The sequence below is a fragment of the Micromonospora sp. NPDC048871 genome (assembly GCF_043198155.1).
GTDB lineage: Bacteria > Actinomycetota > Actinomycetes > Mycobacteriales > Micromonosporaceae > Micromonospora.
In genome coordinates this window covers 527,527-548,183 of the sequence record NZ_JBICUM010000003.1, presented here as the reverse complement: position 1 = coordinate 548,183, position 20,657 = coordinate 527,527, and the positions used below count along the sequence as shown (strand labels likewise).

Sequence of the window (20,657 nt, the reverse complement as noted above, 5' to 3'; positions counted from 1 at the left end):
AGAAATCAAAGACCTCCAGCCGGCACGGGGCATAAACTACTTGGCACTGGCTTATCAAACACCCTGTTGAGTTCTCAAAGAACAACCACACACCATCAGACAACCCACCAGGGCCACCATCCGGGGCTACCGTTCCACTCCCGCACCCGCCGCTCTCGCGCCGGGCACTTTTACTACGTTACCTCACCGTCTGGCCCGTGTCAACCGGTGTGTCCCGGTCCGTCACGCTTCATCTGGTTCGGCACCCGCGATCCAGCGCAGCGGAGATCCGCTTTGCCAGTTCATCGGATTTGGCAGGCCGGCCGCTGCGGTCTCCCGCAGGCTCGCCCGGTGCCCTGCCGGTCGTGAACCTTACCCGGTCGGTTTCGCTCCGCCAAATCCGCCTCCCGGCGAATCCTGCGAGCACCACCCGGTCCGAGCCTGGCCAGGAAGTTCCCCTCCAGGACCCGGTGCCAATCGGTGCGGGCTCTCGGGTCTTTCGCCCCGTTTCGCCCGTTCCGCGCTGGCAGAGAGAAAGTTACGCGTCCGACGGAATGATCGTCAAATCGAGGGGGAGCGGCCCCGGTCACACTCCGCGGGACACCCTCAGCACAGCCGACCTGGCGTACCGATGGGTGTCGAAGGGTTGCCGGACTCAGGGCGTACGGCGGAATGCTGCTCTCCAGGCGCGGAGGCCGAGCAGGCCGACGGTCGTGCCGATGGCGAGCGAGGCGCCGATCAGCAACGCGTGCACCCAGAGAAAGCCGGTCGCCGGCCAGTCCCCGACCACTGAGCTGGCCCACGACCTGGGGTCGTTCCAGATGGCCAGGGCGAAGCGGGGCCAGATCACCCAGGTCCAGACCCCGACCCCGGTGAGGAAGACCGCCCAACCCCGCGACAGCACCATGGGGGCCGAGTATGCCAGCGGCGTCACCGGGGCGGTGAGCAAGCGGGTTTGATCGGTACGGTTGAGCACATGAATCCGCCGCTTAGCCGTGCCAACGCGGAGGCGCACCTCTACATGGATCTGCACGCCTGCTCGTGTGGGTCCACCCGGTTCCCCCGGCACAGTTCCGTCGTCGTGTTGGCCGACGGTGACCTGGCCAGCCGCTACACCGGTGCCTGCGAGGGTTGCGGCGAGGAACGGGAGTTCGTCTTCCGGCTACCGGCCACCCCGACCGATGCGGGTGGCGGGTTCCGGTACGGCGGTGACGAGCCCTCCCAGTTGCTCGATCCGGGCGAATGGCTGCTGGTGGCCGACGCGTACGCCGCATCGGTGCCGGCGGAGACCACCGGTGAGGCGGCACAGCGGGCGCGGGCCGCACTCACCCGTGCCGTCGCCGCCTTGGACGAGGTGGTCAAGTTCGCCCCCGACGGGGCAGAAATCCCCGGTGCGGCCTTCGTCAGCGACCGGGGTCGGCAGCTGCACCAGCGTGAGCCGGGCCGGTTCCGGCGCGAGCGGCTGGCCGCGGTCCGGGGCGCGTACGCCGACCTGCTGACCCAGCTCGGTTGACCGCCACCAGCCCGCTCACCTGGGGCCGTTCTCCTGATCGGTGGCGAACTGGGCGGGAGGCAGGTCAGTCAGGTCAAGCGGAGTCAGTCGACCGATGAGCACCGGCATGGACTCCGCCACCGGGCGCAACTTGCGTTCCCGGGCCAGGGAGGCCGCCGGGCCGGGTGGACCGACCATGTCCTGCTCGTGCAGGAAGTGGATCACCTCGTTGCCGGTCGCTGCTGCCGAGACCACCAGCAGACCGCCGGAGGGCCTGGCGATGACCAGCCAGTCCCGCGACAGCCAGGGGTCCCGATGGACCCGCTGGGCGTGCACCAGATCAACGGCCGGGTGCTGCGGGTGCACCCCGAACAGCGGGCGTTCCGGCATCAGGGTGAACGGAATACCCGGGATGTGGTGTTCCACCTCGGGCAGGGCGCCGTTGTTCCGGCCCAGCCAGTCGCGGTACTCCATCGGCAGCCGCACCCCGAGGGCAGCCTCCACCGAGCGGAGCTGCTCCTCGTCCAGCCGGCCGTAGGGGCGCAGCCGGGCCGGCTCCCACGGCCGGGCGGTCGGCGACTCCGCCGGCTCCTCGTCGTCCACCCGGCGAACGATGACCTCCCACTCGTCCAGGCTGGACATGGTGAGATCGGCGAACCGCCACCTCTCCTCACCGACCGGGAAGGTCTCACCGAGGGTGAGTTCGTAGTCGCGATCCTCCCCGCCCCCGAAGGGCATGACGATGATCTCGGCGCGTACCGGGGGCCCGACATCGACCCAACGGACCCCGAATCGGGCCGGTCCCACGTTGGCCGTGGCATTGTTCGCGATGGCGGCGACAGCAGTGAAGGAGCGCAACGCTTCTCTCCCGGTTCTCCCGGCTGGGCGGCGTCAGGGGCCTGCTCAGAACGGGCCGTAGTTGCGCGGGTCGGTGGCGGTGCCGGGCGGCAGGATCTGCACCGCCGGTTGATCGTCGGGCTCCTTCGGGGTCAGCTTTCCGATGAACTCCCCCATCGACCAGGCCACCGCCCGCAGCTTCCGCTCCCGTATCGCCGAGGCGGCCGGGCCGGGCGGGCCCAGCAGGTCCAGCTCGTGCAGGAAGTAGACATGTCCGTTGGGCGTCTGCGTGCCGATCACCAGCAGCCCGCCGAAGGGATTGGCGATCACCAGCCAGTCCGGCGAAAACCACGGATCCCGATGTACGCGCTGCGCGTGCACCAGGTCGAAGGGCGGGTACTGGGGGTGCATCCCGAACAGCGGACGCTCGGGCAGCAGCGAGAAGGGTGCACCGGGGATGTGGTGCTCGCCTTCGGGCAGGGCTCCGTTGTTCCGGCGCAGCCAGTCGCGGTAGTCCGGCGGAAGCGGACGCCCCAGCGCCGCCTCGACCGACTGGAGTTGCGCCTCGTCTAGTTGCCCGTACGGGCGCAAGCGTGCCCGCTTCCAGAGGTGGCCGGTGGGCGGCTCCATCACCTCGTCCTCGTCCACCCGACGGATTTTCACCTGCCAGTGGTTGGCACTGGTCATGTCGAGATCCGCGAAGCGCCAGGTCTCCTCGCCAACCGGAAAGGTCTCGCCGAGGGTCACCTCGTACCGCGTGGTGTCTCCCTCCCGACGCGGCATGACGACGATTTCGGCACGCACCGGTGGTCCCACGTCGACCCAACGCACCCCGAGTCGGGCGGACCCGATGTCGGTCGGGACGTTGTTTCGGATCGCTGTGTTGGCGGTGAAGGATCGCAACGGCTGTCCCCCTGTCCCTGTGGCCGGCATCCTCAGCCGTCAATCATCTCGTGCAGCGCGGACTCCTGCGGAAGCTTAAACCCGAGCACCTCGCGGGCGATCCGCTCCGCCTCGACCCGCCCGACGTTGAGCGACCTCCCGACGGCGGCCGCACCGGTGGCCAGCCAGTGGGCCTCCCGCTGGCTGCCACCGGATGACAGCACCACGCCCAGGCCGCTAACCGAACCGTCCTCACCGAGGAGCGCAAGGTAGCTGACGACGGCCCGCTCCTCTTCCAGGTCGGTGCGCCCCAGGGTGTGTCGGCGCGGCTTGTCCCCGGCCGTCACGACCGTCGTCTCCGCCGCCCGCGGCGCCGGGATCGAGGTCGTCAGCGGCGTCGTCAACTGGGCAGGTGGGACGTAAGGGCTGGTCGGTGCGCTGGCCTGCGGGGTGGGGGTGGTGCCTGCGACATCCAGGTGGGCGTAGCCGGACCCCATCAGGTTCAGGAAGTCCCGGACCGGAATCGGTGCGGGATGTTCGTGACCCCATGGGTTGCGCAGCTGCACCAGGCCGCCGGTCACCGACACGACCTCGTAGGCGTGCTGGGCGTAGAGCCCGAACGGCAGACTGGCAAGTCCCGGCGGGTAGGCGCCCTCGGGCCGGGTACCGGCGATCACCGGGCTCCCGGCGGCCAGGAGGGCGGCCAGCCTAGCGGCCACTGCGGCCTCCTGCCCCGGTCTGGTGTCGAAGAGCGACATGCGGCTCGGCGCACCGGTCAACTGGGTCATCAGTTCGGCCTGGAGGACGCCGGTGCTGCCCACGTCCAGCCGGGCGTAGCCGAGCGGGGCCGCCCGATGCGGATCGTCCTTGCTGTGCCAACTGCTCCAGTCCCGCTGCCAGGCGTCGCGTCGCTGGTCGGTCCAGGTCCGGTCGACCGCCGCCAGCGCCTTCTCCAGCACCGCCGCCCAGCCGGAGCCGTTCACCGAGCTGTCGGCATAGGCAGACATCCCCGGGCTGCCCGCATGCAGGGGCACATCCGGCCGTACGGTGATCCGCAGGCGCCGTCCGGTGGGTGTCGAGGTGCCGCCGTGCAGCAGGCTCTCGTGCAGCAGCACGTCGACCGTGCCGTCCGGGTTCGGTTGGAAAAGTCTCGCCAGCGCATCCGGCCGGTGCCCGGCGACGGCCGCCATGGTGGCCAGCATTCCGCAGTCCCCGAGTACGCCCTGGTTCACCTGCTCGCGGCGCGGTGGGCCGTCGAAGAGTGGCGCTGGTCGCCCGGTGCGGTCGTCCAGGGCCTGGCCGTACTCGACCGGGCGACTAGCGTCGGGCAGGGTGACCCGGTCGGCGACCACGGCCACCTCGCTGCCGCTGACGGTCGGCTCGACCTCGACCTCGACCTCGACGATCGTGCTGGGATCCGGGGGCAGCATCGCCCGCAGCGCGTCGGTGAGCGCGTTCGGGACCAGCGCCATCAACCGGGCGTCGCTCTGGTAGTGGAAGCCGTGGGTGCTGAGCACCGCCATCGCGGCGGGGTTGGACCCGTACGCGGCACGGAAGGCGGCGGTCACCCGGCTGCGGTCCTCGGCCAGCAGTGACCTGCGGCCGGCCTCGGTGTTCAGGTCGAAGGCGGGGGCCGACACCGAGAGTTCAAACTCGGGTGCGCCGTCGAGGGTGTAGGGGCGCAGGTCGAAGCGGCCGGTCAGGTCGATGTAGACGCCGTCGGCGGCCAGCCGGTCGGCCAGCGGTGGATCGGTGCGGCGGATCGAGTCCAGGGCGGCCGGCGGCAGGGCGATGACCTGCCCGGCCAGGGCCGGCATCCGGGGCAGGGAGGACTGGGTCTGCTCCCCCTGCACGGCCAGCTCGCGCAGCTTGGCGGTGATTTCGGCGGCCGTGGAGGGCCGGAAGTCGGGGGCCAGCCGGGCCCGGTAGTCGATGGCCCGGAAACGTTGCACCCGATTCGGATTCGGGTTCACGGCCAGTACCCCGGCCACCGCCTCCGGGGTGATCGTCGGCACGCTCAACCGGATCACCTGGTGCCACACGTCGGCGGGGAGCAGCGCCAGCCGGGCCGCTGCCTGCGGCGTACCCCAGCGTAGGCCGAGCCGGTCGACCACGGCGTCGATCTCGCGGCGCAGGACCAGCCGGGTGCTCGGGTCGGCGTCCGGGTACGCGGCGGCCAGCAGGCGCAGCTCCGCCAGCCGGCCCCGATCGCGGGCGGTGAGACCGGCCGGGTCGATGGGTTGCTCGGCGGTGCCCTGGTCGAAGAGTCCGGTCTGGGCCTGGCCGGTCTCGTGCCGGGCCAGCAGTTCGGCCAGCTCGTGGGCCATCGCGCGGTCCACCACGCGATCGAGGGCCCGGTCGGAGACCGTCAGGGTGAAGGTGCCGTCGAGGTTGCGGGTCGTCTGGGCCACCGTCGTGCCGGTGAGAGGGCCGGTGGTGACCTGGACCCGCAGCGGCGGCAGCCCGCCCGCCCGCACCTCGAAGACCTCCGGTCCGACGGCCACGACCTGGTCCGCGCCGATCGTGTCGGCCAGGGTGGGCAGCACCAGCCGGGCCCGGTCGAGCACCCCGGTCGGATCGGCCGTCGGTCGACCCTGCCCGTGGAAGTCGGAGTCCGGCAGCGCCGCCACGCTGCTCTGCGCCACCTCGATGTGCCCGTACCAGGGGCTCATCAGATCCAGGAAGGCACGTACCGGCATCGGGGTCGGGTGGCTGGCGTTCCAGGGGTTACGCAGCTGCACCTGCCCGTCGGCCACGGACACGACCTCGTAGGCGTGGCCGGGGATGAGGTTGTACGGGGGTTTGGCGGGGTACCGGGCGGCCGGCAGGGTTCCGGTGATCACCGGACTGCCGGCGGCCAGCAGGGTGGCCAACCGGGCCTCCGCCTCGGCTTCCCGGCCGGGGGTCGGGTCGAGTTGACTCACGCTGCTGGGCAGGCCGGTCAGTTGGGTGAGCAGTTCCGCCTGCACCAGCCGGCTGCTGCCGTTGCCCAGGCGGGCGTACCCGAGGGGGGCGGCCTGGTGCGGGTCCGCCCCGGGTCGGGCGCTCCACTGCTGTTGCCACAGGTCGTGGCGCTGCGGGGTCCAGGTGCGGTCCACCGCGGCGATCGCCTTCTCCAGCAGTGAGGCCCAGGAGGTACCGACCGTCGACTGGTCGGCGTATGCGCTGCGACCGTTGGATTGGGGGTGCAGCGGTACGTCCGGCCAGACCGTGACCCGCAGCTGGCGTCCGGTCGGGGTGACGGACTCACCGGGGCCGTCGGCCTCGTGCAGCAGCACGTCGACCGAGCCGTCCGGGTTGGGGTGGAACATCTCAGCGATCGTGTCCGGCAGGTGGCCGGCCACCGCGCCGATCACCGCGATCATGCCGCAGTCGCCGAGCGCCCCCTGCTGCGCCTCCTCCCGCTTGGGTGGCCCGTCGAACAGGGGTGCCGGCTGTCCGGTCCGGAGGTCCAGGGCCGGGCCGTAGGTCGGACCGGGCGTGGTGGGAGTGTCCGGTGGCAGGGTCACCCGGTCGGCCACCACCCGGGTGTCGCCGGAGGGCCCCTGGGTCGAGGTGTTCTCGCCCTGGGGGGTCGGGGCGGGCGGGACGGGGGTGATGCTGCGCAGCATGTCCGTCAGGACGTCCGGCACCAGCCCCATCCACCGGGCGGTGCCCTGGTAGTGGAAGTCGTGGTCGGCCAGCAGGGCTGCGGCCTGGTCGCCGCGCAGCCCTCGCAGGGCGGCGCGGGCCCGTTGCCGGTCCTCGTGCAGTTGGGCCTGCCGACCGGCCGCCGTGCCGAGGTCGTACGCCGGCCGGGCCGCGCCGAGGTCGATGGCCGGCACCTCCGCCACCATGTACGGGCGCAGATCGTAGCGGCCGGTCAGGTCGACATAGACCCCTTCGCGGGCCAGCCGGTCGGCGAGCGGGGGGTCGACCGCCCGGACCCGGTCCAGCTGTGCCGGGGGGATGCCGATGATCTGTCCCGCGAAGGCCGGCATCCGTGGCATACCGGACTGGGTGTGTTCCGCCTCGACGGCCAACTCCCGCAGCCGGGCGGGCAGCTCCGCCCCCTGCGGCACCTGGAAGTCGGGGGCCAGCCGGGACCGGTAGTCGATCAACCGAATCCGTTCGACCTCGGTGAGGGTGGGCGCCCCGGCGAGCACCTTCGACACCGCCTCCGAAGTCAGCGCGGGGACGCTGAGCTGCATCAGATGGGCCAGCACCTCGGGCGGAAGCAGCCCCCACCGGGCCCGGACACCCGGGTCACCCACCCGCAGCCCGAGGTGTCCGGCCAGGGCGTCGATCTCGGCGCGTACGGCCCGTCGACCCTGGGCGTCCGTGGTGTCGTACCCGGCGGCGAGCAGCCGGATCTCGGCGAGCCGACCCCGGTCGTGGGCGGTGAGCCCGGAGGGGTCGATCGGACCGCGTACATTGCCCGGGTCCAGTGGACCGACCAGCGCCCGACCGGTCTCGTGCAGGGCGACCAGTTCGGCCACCTCGTGGGCCAGGGCCCGGACCACCGCATGGTCTGCGGCCCGGTCCGACACGGTGACCGTGAAGGTCCCGTCGGGGTCGCGGACCGACTGGGCCACCACGGCGTCGGCCAACGGCCCGGCGGTGAGCCGCACGGTCAGCGGCGGCTGCCCGGCCGGACGGATCTCGAACCGGTCCGGACCGACCGGTACCACCGCCTCCACCTGCGCGTACGGTGCCACCTGCGGCAGGGCGGTCCGCGCCAGGTCCAGCACCGCAACCGGGTCGGGGGCCGGTCTGCCCAGCCCGTGGAAGGTCGAACCCGGCACGGCACCGGCGGTGAGCGAGCCGGCCGTCGATACCCTGCCGTCATGGCCACGCCCGCCGAGCTGTACGCCGCCATCCTGGCCGCCCCCGACGCCCTCGACCTGCGTCGCCGGTTCGCCGACGCCATCGAGGCCACCGACCCCGACCACGCCGAGCTGATCCGCGCCGCCCTGGCGGGAACCCGGCCCGACCGGGCGGCCGCCCTGCGGTACCGGCGCGTCGTGGCCCGGCTCGCCGCTCCGGTCGCCCACCGACTCGTCGACTGGAAGGTGCGCCACGGACTCGTCGAACTGGTGACGATGACGGCCCGTGCCTTCGTCGACCACGGTGCCGAGGTCTTCGCCCACCTTCCGGTCCGCCACCTGACCCTGGTCCAGGCGACCGGGCTGATGCCGCAGGTCGCCGCCGTCCCCAGCCTGGGGCGCCTGGTCGCCCTCGACCTGAGCGACAACCCGATCGGTGACGACGGCCTCGCCGCGCTGACCGCCTCCGCGTACCTGGGTCGGTTGCGGTGGCTGGGGCTGGCCAGTTGCGGCCTCGGGCCGGCCGGGGCCGAGGCCCTCGCCGCCAGCCGTAACCTTCCCGCCCTGCGCTACGTCGAATGGTGGGGCAACTCCGTCGAGGTCGTCGCCAAGGGCGTCGGGCAGGACATCGACGGCAGGCCCGTCGGAGTCGAGATGCCGCCCCTGGGCCGGGAGCTGGACGCCCGATACGGCCCCCTGCCCTGGCTCGACATCCAGTGGGGTTGGCGGCTGCTCGGGGTCGCCCGCTGGGACGAGGTCTGAGGGCACCTCCGGGGCGCCCAGGTTCGCCTCGGCGATCCGTTGGGCGTGGAACCGGATGCTGGGCGGGATGCCCCGGGAATCGTCCGGCAGGACGGCGGCCTGGTCCACGATGGTCTGCCGCAGCGTTGGGCCTACCTTGGCCAACAGGGGAGCGGCCACCCCGGCCCCGCCGAGCACCCGCAACTGGCCGCTGGGGTCCCGCAGGCCCAGCACGTCGGCCGGGCCGTCGTACGCGATGGCCGGCCCGTGCAGGGGCGCCAGGCTCACCTGGGAGAGCAGGTCGGCGACGCCCCCGGGATATTCCGGGGCCTGACCGATCGAGAAGACCACCCGGTCGTACGTCTGTCGGCTGCCGTCGGTGAACTCGACCAGGAATCCGCCGTCCACGGTGTGTCGCAGACTGACGATCTCCCGCAGCGACTGGGGCGCCTGGCTGCGTACGGAGTCGGCGTAGGCCCCGACCTCAGGCAGGGTGTTGCGCCGGTTGAAGCCGCCGCCGAAGCTGTGCCGCAACCGGGCCTCGGCGTCCTGTGCGGGATCGCCGGTCAACTGCTGCGGTGGTGGGTCCACCGCCCGGGCCGACCAGTCGACGCTGCCGGCCGGGGAGGCCACGGCCTGCTCGATGTCCCAGGCGCCGGAGGCACCGGCGCCGAAGACGAGCACCCGGTCGCCGGGTCCGTAGGCGTCGGCCAGATTCTGCCCGCCGAAGTCGACCGCCGGGGCGGACCGACGGGGATCAGCGAAGGAGCCGTCCGGCGCGTGACCCAGTCGGGTGCGTACCTCCTCGGCCAGGGTGCCGGGGTCCACCGGCCGGCCCTCGGGGTCGAAGACCTGCCCGGTCCCGGGGTCCACGGCGTAGCCGGAGATCGGATCGGCCACCAGCGGATCGGTGGGCCGCCCGGTGAGGTCCGTCAGCAGGGGGGCGGCGGAGGGGTTGGCACCGAGGACGGTGCGTACCGTGGCCGGCAGGGTGTCCGGGTCGACCGGGGTGCCGTCGGGGGCGTGGAACACCGGGGTCGGACCGGACCGGTCGACCCGGTAGCCGGTGGCCGGGTCTACGTACCGGCCGGTGGTGTCGGCGGGCGCGTTCGGCACCCGGGAGGGGCCGGGTCCGGAGGCGACATCGACCGAGGCGGTGAAGAACTGCCGCCCACCCACGGTCACCCGGAAGTTGGCGCCGGCCGGCCACCCCACCGCATCGGCCGGGCGGGGGGTGATCGCGGTCGCCGTGCCCTGGTAGGTGGGCATTCCGCTGAGGGCCCGGGCCGCCCCCACCGCGTCGGCGAAGACGTCGGAGGGGGTGAACTGGGTGCCCGCCTCGGCCAGGTCGGCCGGCTGGAACGGCAGCCCGGGCAGCTCCAACTCCGAGGGAACCTGGCCCATCAGCAGGGCCTGTCGCTCCGCCCAGGGGTCATGGCCCTGGGACACGCAGAGCACCGGGGGTAAGCCGGTGCCGGTGTCCGGGGCGGCTCCCATGGTGACGAAGTCGGCCGTGGCGGCCCAACCCCCACCGATCACCAGCCGACCGAAGACGTGCTCCGGCTCGGTGTCCAGGGCCGCGTCGACCCTGGCGGTCAGGGCCAGGTCGGCGTCGTTGCGCAGCGCGGTGGCCTGCTGCGCCCAGGTACGGGCCTCGGCGCGGATCGCTGACTTCGCGGCGCGCAGGTCCGTGACGAGTTGCTCGCCGGTCGCCTGGCCGATCAGGTTCTCGACCGCCGGGGCGACCGGACCCAGGTGGCTGCGGATCAGTTCCAGCCGGGCCCGCGCCGCCTCCGGTCCGACCACCGGGACGTTGCCACCCAGCCCGTGTACGGCGTGGGTCGGGTCCTGCTCCAGCAGGCCGCTGGTGACGAGCAGGCTCAACGCCTCGGCCTGCAACTGACCGGCCCGGGCCGCATCCGTGGTGGCCGCGCTGTCGGCGAGCACCACCCGCAGTTCGGCCAGCCGGCCGATGTCCCGGGCGGTCAGGACCCGGTTGCCGTCGTACTCGGGTCGGGCGCCCTCGGCCAGGGCCGTGGTGGCGTCGGTACGCAGGTCGACCGCGCGGTCCTGGGCGACCGTGTCCACCTCCGCGAGCATCGCGGACACCGCCCGCCGGACATGGTCCGGGTGGGCGCCGGTGGACACCTGCACCACGGCACCCTCGGCGGTGTATCCGACCGTTGCCACCGGCGCGAAGGGCACCCCGGCCGGTGGGTCGGTCAGCTCGATCCGTACCCGGTAGGGACCCTCCGCCGTGTCCAGGGTGACCGTGGCGGCGGCCGGGTCCACCCTCGACTGCTCGGGCAGCGGGCCGTCGGTCAGCGCCGCCTGCACGGCCTCGGCGGTCCGGGCCGCATCGATGTCGAGCAGGGCGCCACCGAAGGTCGTACCGGCGGCGGCCTGTCGCAGGTCAGGCCCCTCGGCGGGGACCGGGTCGGAGTCGGAGCCCGGCGGCCCGGCGGGTCCGTCGAGGTCGGCGGGGTCGGTGTCCGGGTCGGTCGGGTCGGCGGTATCGGTAAGGCTGCCCGGGTCGGTCAGGCTGTCGGTTCCGGTTCGGGCCAGACCTGTCGACCCTTGATCCGGCCCTCGCGTCGGGCCTGGGAGTACTCCTCCATGATCCGCCGGGGTGGCAGGCTGGAGTGAACCGTGATCACTCCCGTCCGGTCGATGATGTAGCTGCCCTGGCCCACCTGCATTCCCGAGGCCCGTTCCTGCTCCGAGAGCCTCTCCCGGGCCAGCCAGCCGAACTCGAACTCCCGAATCACTATCGGATTCCCGGTCCCCAGCAGCCGGCTGATCAGCGTCAGCGCCTCGTCCTCGGTCAACTCGCCCCTCTCCGTCAGGCACCATCATCGCCCAGAGGGCGTGGGTGTCCCGCACGTCGGCGGCCGGCATGTCCACCGACGCCGTGCCCGTCTGGGGATCCCACCACACCGGCGCCTCGGCGTCGGCCGGAAAGACGATCACGAAGGCGTGCGAACCGTCGACCTGCGGTTGGCCGTTCTCGTCCAGGACGACATTGCCGGCGCCGTCGAGGAACAACCAGTCGGCGACGACGAGGGCCGAGGCACCCGGACCGGCGTCGGCCACCTGCTGGTACAGGTCGGCGTACTGGGCGGCCACCGCCTCCGTACGGGCCGACAGGTCGGTGGGCAGGGCATCCGGGCCGCCGATCCACTGCCCGCCGATCCACGCCTCGGCCCGCTCCAGTCCGCCCTGCTCCCCGGAGAGCCGGTCGATGGATCCGTCGGCCAGCCGGTCCGGCCACCGTGGGCGCGACACCTGCGGGTCACCGTGGAAGCTGGCCAGGGCCGACAGCGAACTGTCCAGACAGTTGTTGCTCCGGCCCGGCTGATCCGGCCCGCCGTCGTTGACCAACCGCCCGTACGGGTGGGTGGAGGGGTCGGCGAACACCGCGTACCCCTGCGGGGTGACCAGGCTGGCGGCCAGGTCGTCCTGGAAGCGGGGATTCTCCAGCGGCGCCAACTCGCCCGGCCCGAACCGTCGGCTCTCCTCAAGCGAGGGCGACCCCGGGGTCAGGTCGCCCGGCGGCAGATCTCCGTCAGTTCGGCCTCCGTCGGCAGCGGCACCCTCGTGAAGTGGGCCGCCTGGCGTTCCGCGGTCGCCCGGTCCACCCGTTCGATCGCGTGACGTTCCGGATTCGCCCACAGGATCGCCGCCGCCACGTCCGGACGGAAGGTCCACGCGCCCGTCGGACGGTCCCAGATCACCGCCTGGGTCGGTCCCGAACTCTGCGCCTCGGCGATCACGTTGACCGGTGGACCCGTCGGATCGTCCGGTCTCCGCAGGAGGAAGTAGCCGAACGTCAGCGCCGTCATGCGGGCCCCCCATCAGGTCAGGATCCAGACCGGGCAGGTCGGACGCCGTCAATCCTCGCGCGGCGAGCACCTCGGCGAAGGTCTGACCCTGCTGCCCGAGCGAGTCGAGATACGACTGGCGGGTACCCGTCTGCGCGGGCGAGGACATCCACTTCGCGAAGCTGGTGTTCTTCGGGGTGTCGAACCGCGCGGTGTCCATCCCGCCCGGCATCCTCGCCGCGATGCCGTTGGCCTTGTTGATCGCGAGGATGTCCAGGAAGGCGTGGATCCGGGCGGCCGGTGTCTGCGCGGGATCCCGCATCACCTCGTACGGCAGATGGGTCTGCTTGCCGATCGCGTAACTGGTCGCCGTCGGGAACTGCAACTCGAAGGTGCGTCCGGTCGGCGAGGTCAGGGTGCAGTTCAGGCCGAAGAACCGATTACCCGGGTGCCAGAAGTTCTTCAGGTCGGTGGCCTGGTAGCCCTGCGCCTCCAGCGAGGACAGCACGGCGTCCACCGCCGGCCCGTACGCCTCGGTCTCCGGTCCCTGCACCGAGAACCGCACCACGTCGTTGACGCTCTCCAGCGCGGAGTCCAAGTCGTAGCCCAGCGGTTCCCACTCGGTGCGGTACTTGCGGGCCAGCGACTCGGCACCCTTGACCCGGTGCTGCTCGCCGAGGGTGCTCAGCGCGTCCGCACCGGTCAGCCCGAGCCGGGCGTTCACCTCGGCGTTGACCCCGTGCAGGTCGGCCAGGATCCGATCGGCGTCCAGTCGCGCCTCGGCCAGCGCCTCGTGCAGGGTCGCCTGATCCGACTCCGGGAGCCCGTCCAGGTAGGGGCTCGGCGCAGGGTCGCCGTCCGGTGCCGGATCGCCGGGGCCGCTGGGGCCCTCGGTTCCGGGAGAGCTGCCAGGATCACTCGGGCTGTCGGATCTGGTGCCGGCCGGGCCGGACCGGGTCTCGGTCTCCGGGTTCCCGCCCTGCTGATCGGACTGGCCGGGGGGTACCTGGGTCCCGTCGGGCGCCGTCGAGTCCGGGGGTGCCGGTGGCCGGATCTCCGTTTCGGTGTCGGTGACCGAGGGGCGATGCGGGTCGCCCTCGGCGTCGAGCACGATCGACCAGACGTTGCCCGGTTGGCCGTGTACCGGCTCGCGGTCGGAGACCAACTGGTTCTGGGCGTCGACCCAGATGATGGTGCCCTCGTGGTTGAGGGCGTTCCAGGTGTGCGCCCCGTTGCCGTCCGGCTGGGTGGTGATGATCAGGGCCGCCGAGCCGGGGCCGGCGGCCCGCAGCGCGTCGGCGACCGCCTCCAGCCCGGGGTTGCCGGCTCCCTGGTGGGTGAACTCGGTACGCAGGGCCTGCTCCTGCCGGGCCGTGCTGCCCTGTTCCACCTGGGCGGACGCAGCAGTCGGCGCAGCCACCTCCGGCCGACCGAACCAGGTGGCCAGGACGGAGAGCCCGACGTCCGCGCAGTTGTTGTCCCGCCCTGGGACGGTCGGGCCCCCGTCGTTGACCAGGCTCGCCCACTGCCCGACGCGGGGATCCGGGTGCACCAGGGGTCGGCCGGTCGACTGGTCCCGGGGCACGGCCGCGTCGAGGTTCTGCTGGTCGGTCTGGGCCGGGGGGACCAGGCCGTTCGGGTCGCCGTAGGGTCGGTTGTCGCTCAACGGCGGTCCGTTGCCCACCGCACCGGGGACCGGCGGCTGGTAGGTCTGGGAGTCCCGCTCCGGGTCCGCGATCGGCTCGATGGCGAACTGCGGCAGGAAGTGGGCGCAGGAACGGCAGGGCGGCCGGTGGTGCCCCAGGTCGTAGACGATGTCGTTCTGCCGCGCCGGTTTCACCTGATGAGTGATGATCTTGGCGCCGTTGAAGGCGTCCAGCGCGTACTGCTCGAACTGACCGGGCTGACCCGCCTCACGCCACTGGGTTTCGAGCCGGTAGAGCTGGTCCGAGACCAGGGCCACCTCGGCACACTTGCCGTGCCCGGCGCCGATCCCGTCCGGCAGGGCCGCCGCCGTACGATCCAGTGCGGCCTGCGCCAGCGGATGCACGGCCGGTTGAGTCGGCGGCTTGGTGCCCTTGTCCGCCGTCATGCTGGTGTGGGTGGTGATGCCACCGTCGGGCATCAGCAGGGCACCGGAAGTGCCGGGCTGCTTGGCCCGGGAGATCGAGCCGTCCTTCACCGCCCGCCGGGCGGCCTCGGCCAGGGCCCGGGACGCCTCGATCAGGGCTTGCTCCGCCTCCGGGCCGGTCGGATCGCCGTCGACCGTCGTCGGGGCCGTCTGCCAGCTGTGGGTACCGCCCCCGGTCGGTCCTTCGGAACGCCGAACAGTGTTCGGGTCCACCGGGCCCCGGCCGGTGCCCGGCACCGCCGGATCGCCCGACTGGAGGTTCCCCGTGCTGACCGGGGCCACGATGACAACCGGCCCGCCGTTCGTCGACCGATCCGCCGGATCCACCGGGGCAGCCGGTTCGGCCCGGTCGGCCGCCGGGTCCGTGGCAGCGTCCGGGGTCCCGGGCGTGGCATCCACCTCGGTTCCCGTACGCGCGGGGGTGGTGTTCGCATCGGCCCCTGCGGGCGCGGAGGCGACATTCGGTCTACCGCCGGCCGTCTCGGCCGGGGCGGCCGGACCGGTCTCGACCTGGGAGGCCGGACCGGCATGGGTCTGCGGAGTTGGGGCGGCAGGGCCGGCCTCAACCTGCGGGGCCGGACCGGCATGGGTCTGCGAGGTCGGGTTGGCGGTGGTGGGCGAGGCCGGGTTGGCAGTGGTCGGTGGGGTCGGACTGGTGTTGGTGGGCGGGGCCAGCGAGACCGATCCGGCCGAGTTCGCGGCCGTGGTGTTGGTCGGTGCTCTCGGAGCAGGTGCCGTTTGGGTGCCGGTGTTGCCGGTGGTGGGGGTGGTGGCCGCCGGGGTTGCCGGGGTGGAGGCCGAGGGGGTCGGCGAGGAGGTCGTTGGCGTGGGGGCGGTATTGCCGGCGGACGGCGCGGTGGTCGCCTGCGGCGGGCTCACCGTGCTGGTCGGTGCGACCGTGACCGGGGTCGGTCCGGCCGTAGGGCCGACCGGTGGTGCGCCGGGCACCATGGCCGGGGGGAGGTCCGCGGCGAGCGGATCCGCCCCGGCTACGACCGGGCCGTAGGTACCGTCGCCGCTCGTACCGCTGCGGCTGCTGTCCGGAGCCGGGCCTACGCCGGGAGTATGGCCGGCCGAGGTGTCGACAGGCGCAGTCTGCACGGCATCGGGCGAGGTGTCGGCCGAGGAACCCTGAGTTCGATCGCCGGTGGTGTCGACCGCGGGAGCCTGAGCCTGGTTGCCGGTGTTGCCGGCAGCGGGACTCTGGGACCGGTCACCGGTGGTGTTCGTCGGGGTGTCTCTAGCGGCCTGCTCGGCTGGCGGCCCGCCGTCGACCCGGTCGGCCGGGCCGGTCTGCTCGGTGGAGCCGGACCCGGGGCGGTCGGTGGTGGGGGCCTCGCTGACCGGCGTCGCCGGATCGGCCCGGCTGCCGTCCGGGGTGGTCTCTCCGACCGGGCCAGCCGGGGTGCCTTCGTTCGGCCCCCCGCCGCCGCCGGTGGTGGTGGCCGCCTCGTCGGGCGGGGGCGCCCCGGTGGTCTCGTCGACCCGCCCGTCGGCTGCGGCGGGGCTCTGGTCGGTGGCACCGCTGGCCAGGTCCACATCGCCGGTGCCCGGAGAACCAGCCGTCGGGGAGCCGACTGTCGGGGAACCCTCGGAGGGTGCCGTGACGGCCGGATCGGTCGTTGCCGGCGCGAGGCTGATCGAGCCCGAGCCGTTCTGCGGTACGGTCCCGCCGCCGGACTGGCTGGTCCCCCCGCCCTGCTGGCCGGTACCGGTCTCCGTGTCTCCACCGCTGGGGCCGCTCGACGAGCCCCCGTCGGTGCCGGTGTTGCCGAGGTTGCCGAGGTCCACCCCACCTACCCCGGAGGAAGGATCGAAACCTGCGCCGAGACCCCCGGTATTGGTCGAGACGTTCAGCCGGTCCAGGCCCAGGTTGGTGACCTTCGCGGCCATGTTGCCGGTGGCGCCACCGGCGAGGGTGGCGCCGGTACGGCCGGCACCGCTGGCGAATCCGCCGAGGAAGGCGTCCGCGCCGGGGAGGACGAACTGTTGGTTGACGCTGGCGTTGGCGAGCACACTCGCGGCCGGTGAGATGAGGGCGTTCTGGGCACCGGAGGCGATGCTGTTGCCGCCCCAGCGCACCAACCCGCTGCCCGGGAAGGACAACCGGTTCGGGCTGAACGAGAAGGGCATCTTGGGGGCGACCTTGCGACCGGCCCAGTTCATGCCGGAACCCAGCACGGCACCGTACGCGCCGCCCACGCCCGCCGTCATGGTCCGGTTGCCGTCCCACTGACGTCGCTCGCCGCTGCGCATCTGGTACGCCTGGGCACCGACGTCGATGATCAGCTCCTCGCCGATCTCCTCCAGCAGCTCCAGGCCCAGCCGGTTGAGGCCCTGCCGGAAGCCCTGACTCGTGACGATCTGCCCGACCCGGGACCCGGCGGTGCGCAGGGCCGCCTGCATTCCTGCCCGGGTGAGCATCTGTCGTCCCATCTGGGTGATGAGCCGACGGAAGGCGACCGTCACGGCCTGTCGGCCGGCGGCCAGGATGCCCGGGATGGCACCGGCGGAGACCCCACCCAGCCAGGCCATCAGCAGGGCGACGAAGACCGCGATGACCGTGATCATGACGGCGATCAGCACGGTCAGTTTGGCGTACTCGATCTCCAGGGCCGCCTGGTCGCAACCGGATGCGTACGCGGCGGCGATCTCGTGGATCAGGGGCAGGCCGGTGTTCGGGTCCACCCCGATCTGGTTCCACAGGGCCCCGAAAGCCTCGCCGGCCCCGCCACCCCAGTTCTGGAGGATCTTCATGACCGCCGGGTCGGCCTCGGAGAGGGTCTCCCGCACCAGGTCAGCCAGGGACTGCCAGGCATCGGCCAGCTCGCGCATCCGGTCCTCGTCACCGGTGGGCCACGCCTCACCGGCGCTGACCCAGCAGATGGCGTCCCAGACCCAGCCGTACTCGCCCAGCGAGTTCTTGGGATTGGGTATCGCCACCCCGTGCGCCCCTCTGTCCGATGTCTACCGCGAAGTATGAACGGCTACTTGCCGCCGCCTCCGAACAGCGTCTTGACCATGTCGTCGGTATCCACGGTGCCCTCCACGGCGCCCTTGACCGCCGGGCCCATCTGCTCCACCACGGGCACGATGTCGCCAGTCAGGTCCAGCACCTTCTGCGCCGGCTGCTCACCGTCCAGGTAGCTCTTGTTGAACTCCTTGCCGGGCTCATCGTCGCCCCAGGGCCGGGCACCGTTGAGGGTGTTGATGGTGCCGGCGAGACCCCGCCAGCGAGCGGCCAGGTGGGCACCGGCGGTGGTCAGGGTGGCGGCACCCTCCAACGCGCCGTCCGGGTTGACGAAAGTCTCGCGGAGCTCGGTCATCGCTTGTCCTCCCCGGGCAGGTCACTGTCCAACTGGCGGAAGATGCCGTCCAGGTCGTGGTCGATGTAGGCCTGGAACTGGCTGTCCGGCACGTACGGCTGGAGCAGTCGCTCGACCTCGCCCATCACCTTTGCGGTGGCGCGGTGGATGGTCTCGGTGACCGTGGCGGACAGTTCCTTGGAGTTCGGGCGGCGGTAGATGCGCGGGTCGAACTCGACCTTCGTCACCTGACCGCGCGGCCCGACGGTGACGGTGACCAGACCGTCGTCGGAGGTGACCGTCGCCTTCACCGTCTTGAGCTGCTGCTGAAGGTCGCCGACCCCGGAGCGCATCCGCTCGAACTGGGCCATCAGCTCGTCGGCACGAGCGCGCAGCGCCTGTACGTCCATGGCGGTGTCCCTCCCCCGTCGCGCCCCTGCCACATGACGACTCGACCATACTGAATGTAGGCGACATCAGGGATGGGCGACGGTGGCTAGGATTCACCGGCACCGGTCGACCGGAGGTGAGCACGAATGGCCCGCAGCCGTCCTATGGCGACATTTGCCCTGTTGGGGGCGGTGCTGACCACGGCACTCGCGGTCCCTGCTCCGGCGCCGGCCCAGGCAGATCCGGCGATATGCCAGAATCCGAGCGACCCCGGTGAGGTCAACACCGAGACCCCCTGGCACCAGCGGTGGCTGGCCCCGCAGCGGGTGTGGCCCTTCAGCACGGGTGCCCAGGTACGGGTAGCGGTGATCGACTCCGGCACCGACAGTAGTCATCCCCAGTTGGCGGGGCGGGTGGCCACCGGATTCGACGCCCTGCGCGGCGCACCCGGCGGCGACGTGGACTGCGTCTCGCACGGTACGGCGGTCGCCAGCATCATCGCCGCCACCCGGCAGGAGGGGGTGGGCTTCCACGGCCTGGCGCCGGACGCCACGATCGTGCCGATCCGGGTCAGCGAGCGCAATGCCACCGAGAGCGCGGACACCGCCGGTGCCTCTGTCAGCGGTGCGGTCTTCGGCCAGGCGATCATGCGGGCGGTCGACGACGGCGCCAAGGTGATCAACATGTCGGTGACCCTCTACCGCCCGGACCCTGACGTGGAGCGGGCGATCCGGTACGCGGTCGACAAGGATGTCGTACTGGTCGCCGCCGTCGGCAACCTGCACCAGGACGGTGCCCGGCCCGATCCGGTGCCCTACCCCGCCAGCTACGAGGGGGTGATCGGGGTGGGCGCCATCGACGAGACCGGCTCCCGGTTCCGGCAGTCCCAGATCGGCCCGTACGTGGACATCGTGGCCCCGGGTGGAGCGGTGGTGGCGGCGACCAGGTTGACCGGTCACGCCGCCTACGACGGCACCAGCTTCGCCACTCCGATGGTCAGCGCGACGGCCGCGCTGATCCGGGCGGCGGAGCCGGGGCTGTCGGCCAAGGAGGTCACTCGGCGGATTCTGGCCACCGCCGACCCGGCCCGGGGCGACGCGGCACAGGGCTACGGCAGCGGAGTGGTCAACCCGTACCGTGCGGTCACCGAACGACTGACCACCGCGAAGCCGGTGGCACCCCCGCCGCTGCCGGAGGTGCCGCAGAACGCCGCGGCCCAGGCCCGTGCCGAACGCTGGGCCTTGTTCGGCCAGTTGGCCCTCTGGATCGGGCTGGGCCTGGCCACCATCTCGATCGGGGTGGCGGTGCTGGCTGGTCTGCTGCCGCGCGGGCGGCGTACCCGGTGGCGGCCGACCCGACCGGCCGCGCCCCCGCCCACCCGGCCGGAGATCGACGAGCCCGAGGAGGCCTTCTTCCGGGTGCCCTCCTCAACCTCGCGGGGCTGACGGCAGCCGCGAACCCACCGGGGGCAGACATGACGATGGCCCGGCGGATCGCCGGGCCATCGGATGCAGCGGTAGCGGCTCAGCCGTTGAATTTGGCCCGGTTGGCCGCCTCGCGGGCCTGCATCTTGCCGGCCGACTCGCGCAGCGCCCGCTCGATCCGGGTGAGCAGGTCACGCAGGTCGTTGGCGGCGGACTCCCACTCGCGCTGGCGCTGGAAGTACGCCTCGCGGGCGTCGCCGTCCCAGGTGGCCAGCAGCGGGGCGATGCCCGACTTGAGGCCCTCCAGCTCGCTGGTCATGTTCCGGACCGAACCGTTGCAGCTGTCGGCCGCCGCGTTCAGACCGGCGAAGTTGTACTTGATTTCCATCGTGAATTCCCCCGTCAGAGCTTCAGTGCTGCGGTGATCTGGCCGGCGGTCGCACCGGCGGTGTCCATGTCGGCCCGGATCTCCTCGTCGCTGACGTCGTAGTCCTTACCGGCCGAACCGACGGCCTCGGCGATCGCGCGCAGCGCGACGTTCAGCCGGGCCATGTCCTGGTCGAACCGCTCACGAACCTGCTGGAACGAACCCGCACCAGCACCCTTCCACTGGTCGTAGAGCGGCGCGAGCTGGTTCATCAGCCCGTTCAGGTTGCTGGTGAGCCGATCGGCGACAGCATCGACGTCACCCTCGGTCTTCAGCATCAAGCCGGTGTCGGTACGCATCGACATGGCGGAAGTCACCCCCGTCCTCGTTTGGGATCGCCCCGCGGGCATCGGGGGCGGTCTTTAAGTCGGCGCTCACGCACCATCGTCGCTCGAACGGTAACGGGTCGCATCCAGCCCGCGC

At 72.1% G+C, this 20,657-nt stretch carries 10 protein-coding genes and 1 pseudogene; 3 read left to right on the top strand and 8 right to left on the bottom strand.

Annotated features, from left to right (window positions below):
• Nucleotides 1-634 precede the first annotated feature (634 nt).
• Nucleotides 635-886, bottom strand: coding sequence for an SCO4848 family membrane protein (locus ACGFIK_RS11435; protein WP_327023665.1), 252 nt, complete (start codon nucleotides 884-886; stop codon nucleotides 635-637).
• 69 nt (nucleotides 887-955) lie between these two features.
• Between ACGFIK_RS11435 and ACGFIK_RS11430 the strand changes: the two genes are divergently transcribed.
• Nucleotides 956-1,492, top strand: coding sequence for a hypothetical protein (locus ACGFIK_RS11430; protein ID WP_327023664.1), 537 nt, complete (start codon nucleotides 956-958; stop codon nucleotides 1,490-1,492).
• Nucleotides 1,493-1,507: 15 nt separating this feature from the next.
• Here the strand turns inward: ACGFIK_RS11430 and ACGFIK_RS11425 are convergent, their stop codons facing one another.
• Nucleotides 1,508-2,329, bottom strand: a complete 822-nt coding sequence (locus ACGFIK_RS11425; protein WP_327023663.1) for a DUF6406 domain-containing protein — start codon at nucleotides 2,327-2,329, stop codon at nucleotides 1,508-1,510.
• A gap of 45 nt (nucleotides 2,330-2,374) precedes the next feature.
• Nucleotides 2,375-3,241 (bottom strand): DUF6406 domain-containing protein, encoded by an 867-nt coding sequence (locus tag ACGFIK_RS11420; protein ID WP_327023662.1) that lies wholly within the window; start codon nucleotides 3,239-3,241, stop codon nucleotides 2,375-2,377.
• Nucleotides 3,242-7,383: 4,142 nt separating this feature from the next.
• Here ACGFIK_RS11420 and ACGFIK_RS11415 point away from each other — a divergent pair.
• Complete coding sequence (locus tag ACGFIK_RS11415; RefSeq protein WP_393339025.1) at nucleotides 7,384-8,757, top strand: hypothetical protein; 1,374 nt, start codon at nucleotides 7,384-7,386, stop codon at nucleotides 8,755-8,757.
• A gap of 2,904 nt (nucleotides 8,758-11,661) precedes the next feature.
• Here the strand turns inward: ACGFIK_RS11415 and ACGFIK_RS11410 are convergent.
• The 3 genes and pseudogenes from ACGFIK_RS11410 to ACGFIK_RS11400 form a co-directional block, all read right to left on the bottom strand.
• Nucleotides 11,662-15,639: pseudogene (locus ACGFIK_RS11410) on the bottom strand (toxin glutamine deamidase domain-containing protein); the annotation flags it as partial.
• 2,036 nt (nucleotides 15,640-17,675) lie between these two features.
• Entirely contained in the window at nucleotides 17,676-18,014 is a 339-nt protein-coding gene (locus tag ACGFIK_RS11405) for a hypothetical protein (RefSeq protein ID WP_327023661.1), read from the bottom strand.
• Nucleotides 18,011-18,403 carry a YbaB/EbfC family nucleoid-associated protein gene (locus tag ACGFIK_RS11400; RefSeq protein ID WP_327023659.1) on the bottom strand — a complete coding sequence of 131 codons (393 nt, stop codon included), beginning with the start codon at nucleotides 18,401-18,403 and terminating at the stop codon, nucleotides 18,011-18,013. The genes ACGFIK_RS11405 and ACGFIK_RS11400 overlap by 4 nt, the downstream gene beginning before the upstream one ends.
• A 126-nt stretch (nucleotides 18,404-18,529) precedes the next feature.
• Between ACGFIK_RS11400 and mycP the strand changes: the two genes are divergently transcribed.
• On the top strand, nucleotides 18,530-19,828 hold the full coding sequence (mycP, locus tag ACGFIK_RS11395; protein WP_393338981.1) for a type VII secretion-associated serine protease mycosin: 1,299 nt from the start codon (nucleotides 18,530-18,532) through the stop codon (nucleotides 19,826-19,828).
• Nucleotides 19,829-19,907: 79 nt separating this feature from the next.
• On the opposite strand, the gene ACGFIK_RS11390 is transcribed toward mycP, so the two are convergent.
• Nucleotides 19,908-20,195 (bottom strand): WXG100 family type VII secretion target, encoded by a 288-nt coding sequence (locus tag ACGFIK_RS11390; protein ID WP_327023657.1) that lies wholly within the window; start codon nucleotides 20,193-20,195, stop codon nucleotides 19,908-19,910.
• Between the two features lie 14 nt (nucleotides 20,196-20,209).
• Nucleotides 20,210-20,539, bottom strand: a complete 330-nt coding sequence (locus ACGFIK_RS11385; RefSeq protein ID WP_327027368.1) for a WXG100 family type VII secretion target — start codon at nucleotides 20,537-20,539, stop codon at nucleotides 20,210-20,212.
• Nucleotides 20,540-20,657: the final 118 nt, after the last annotated feature.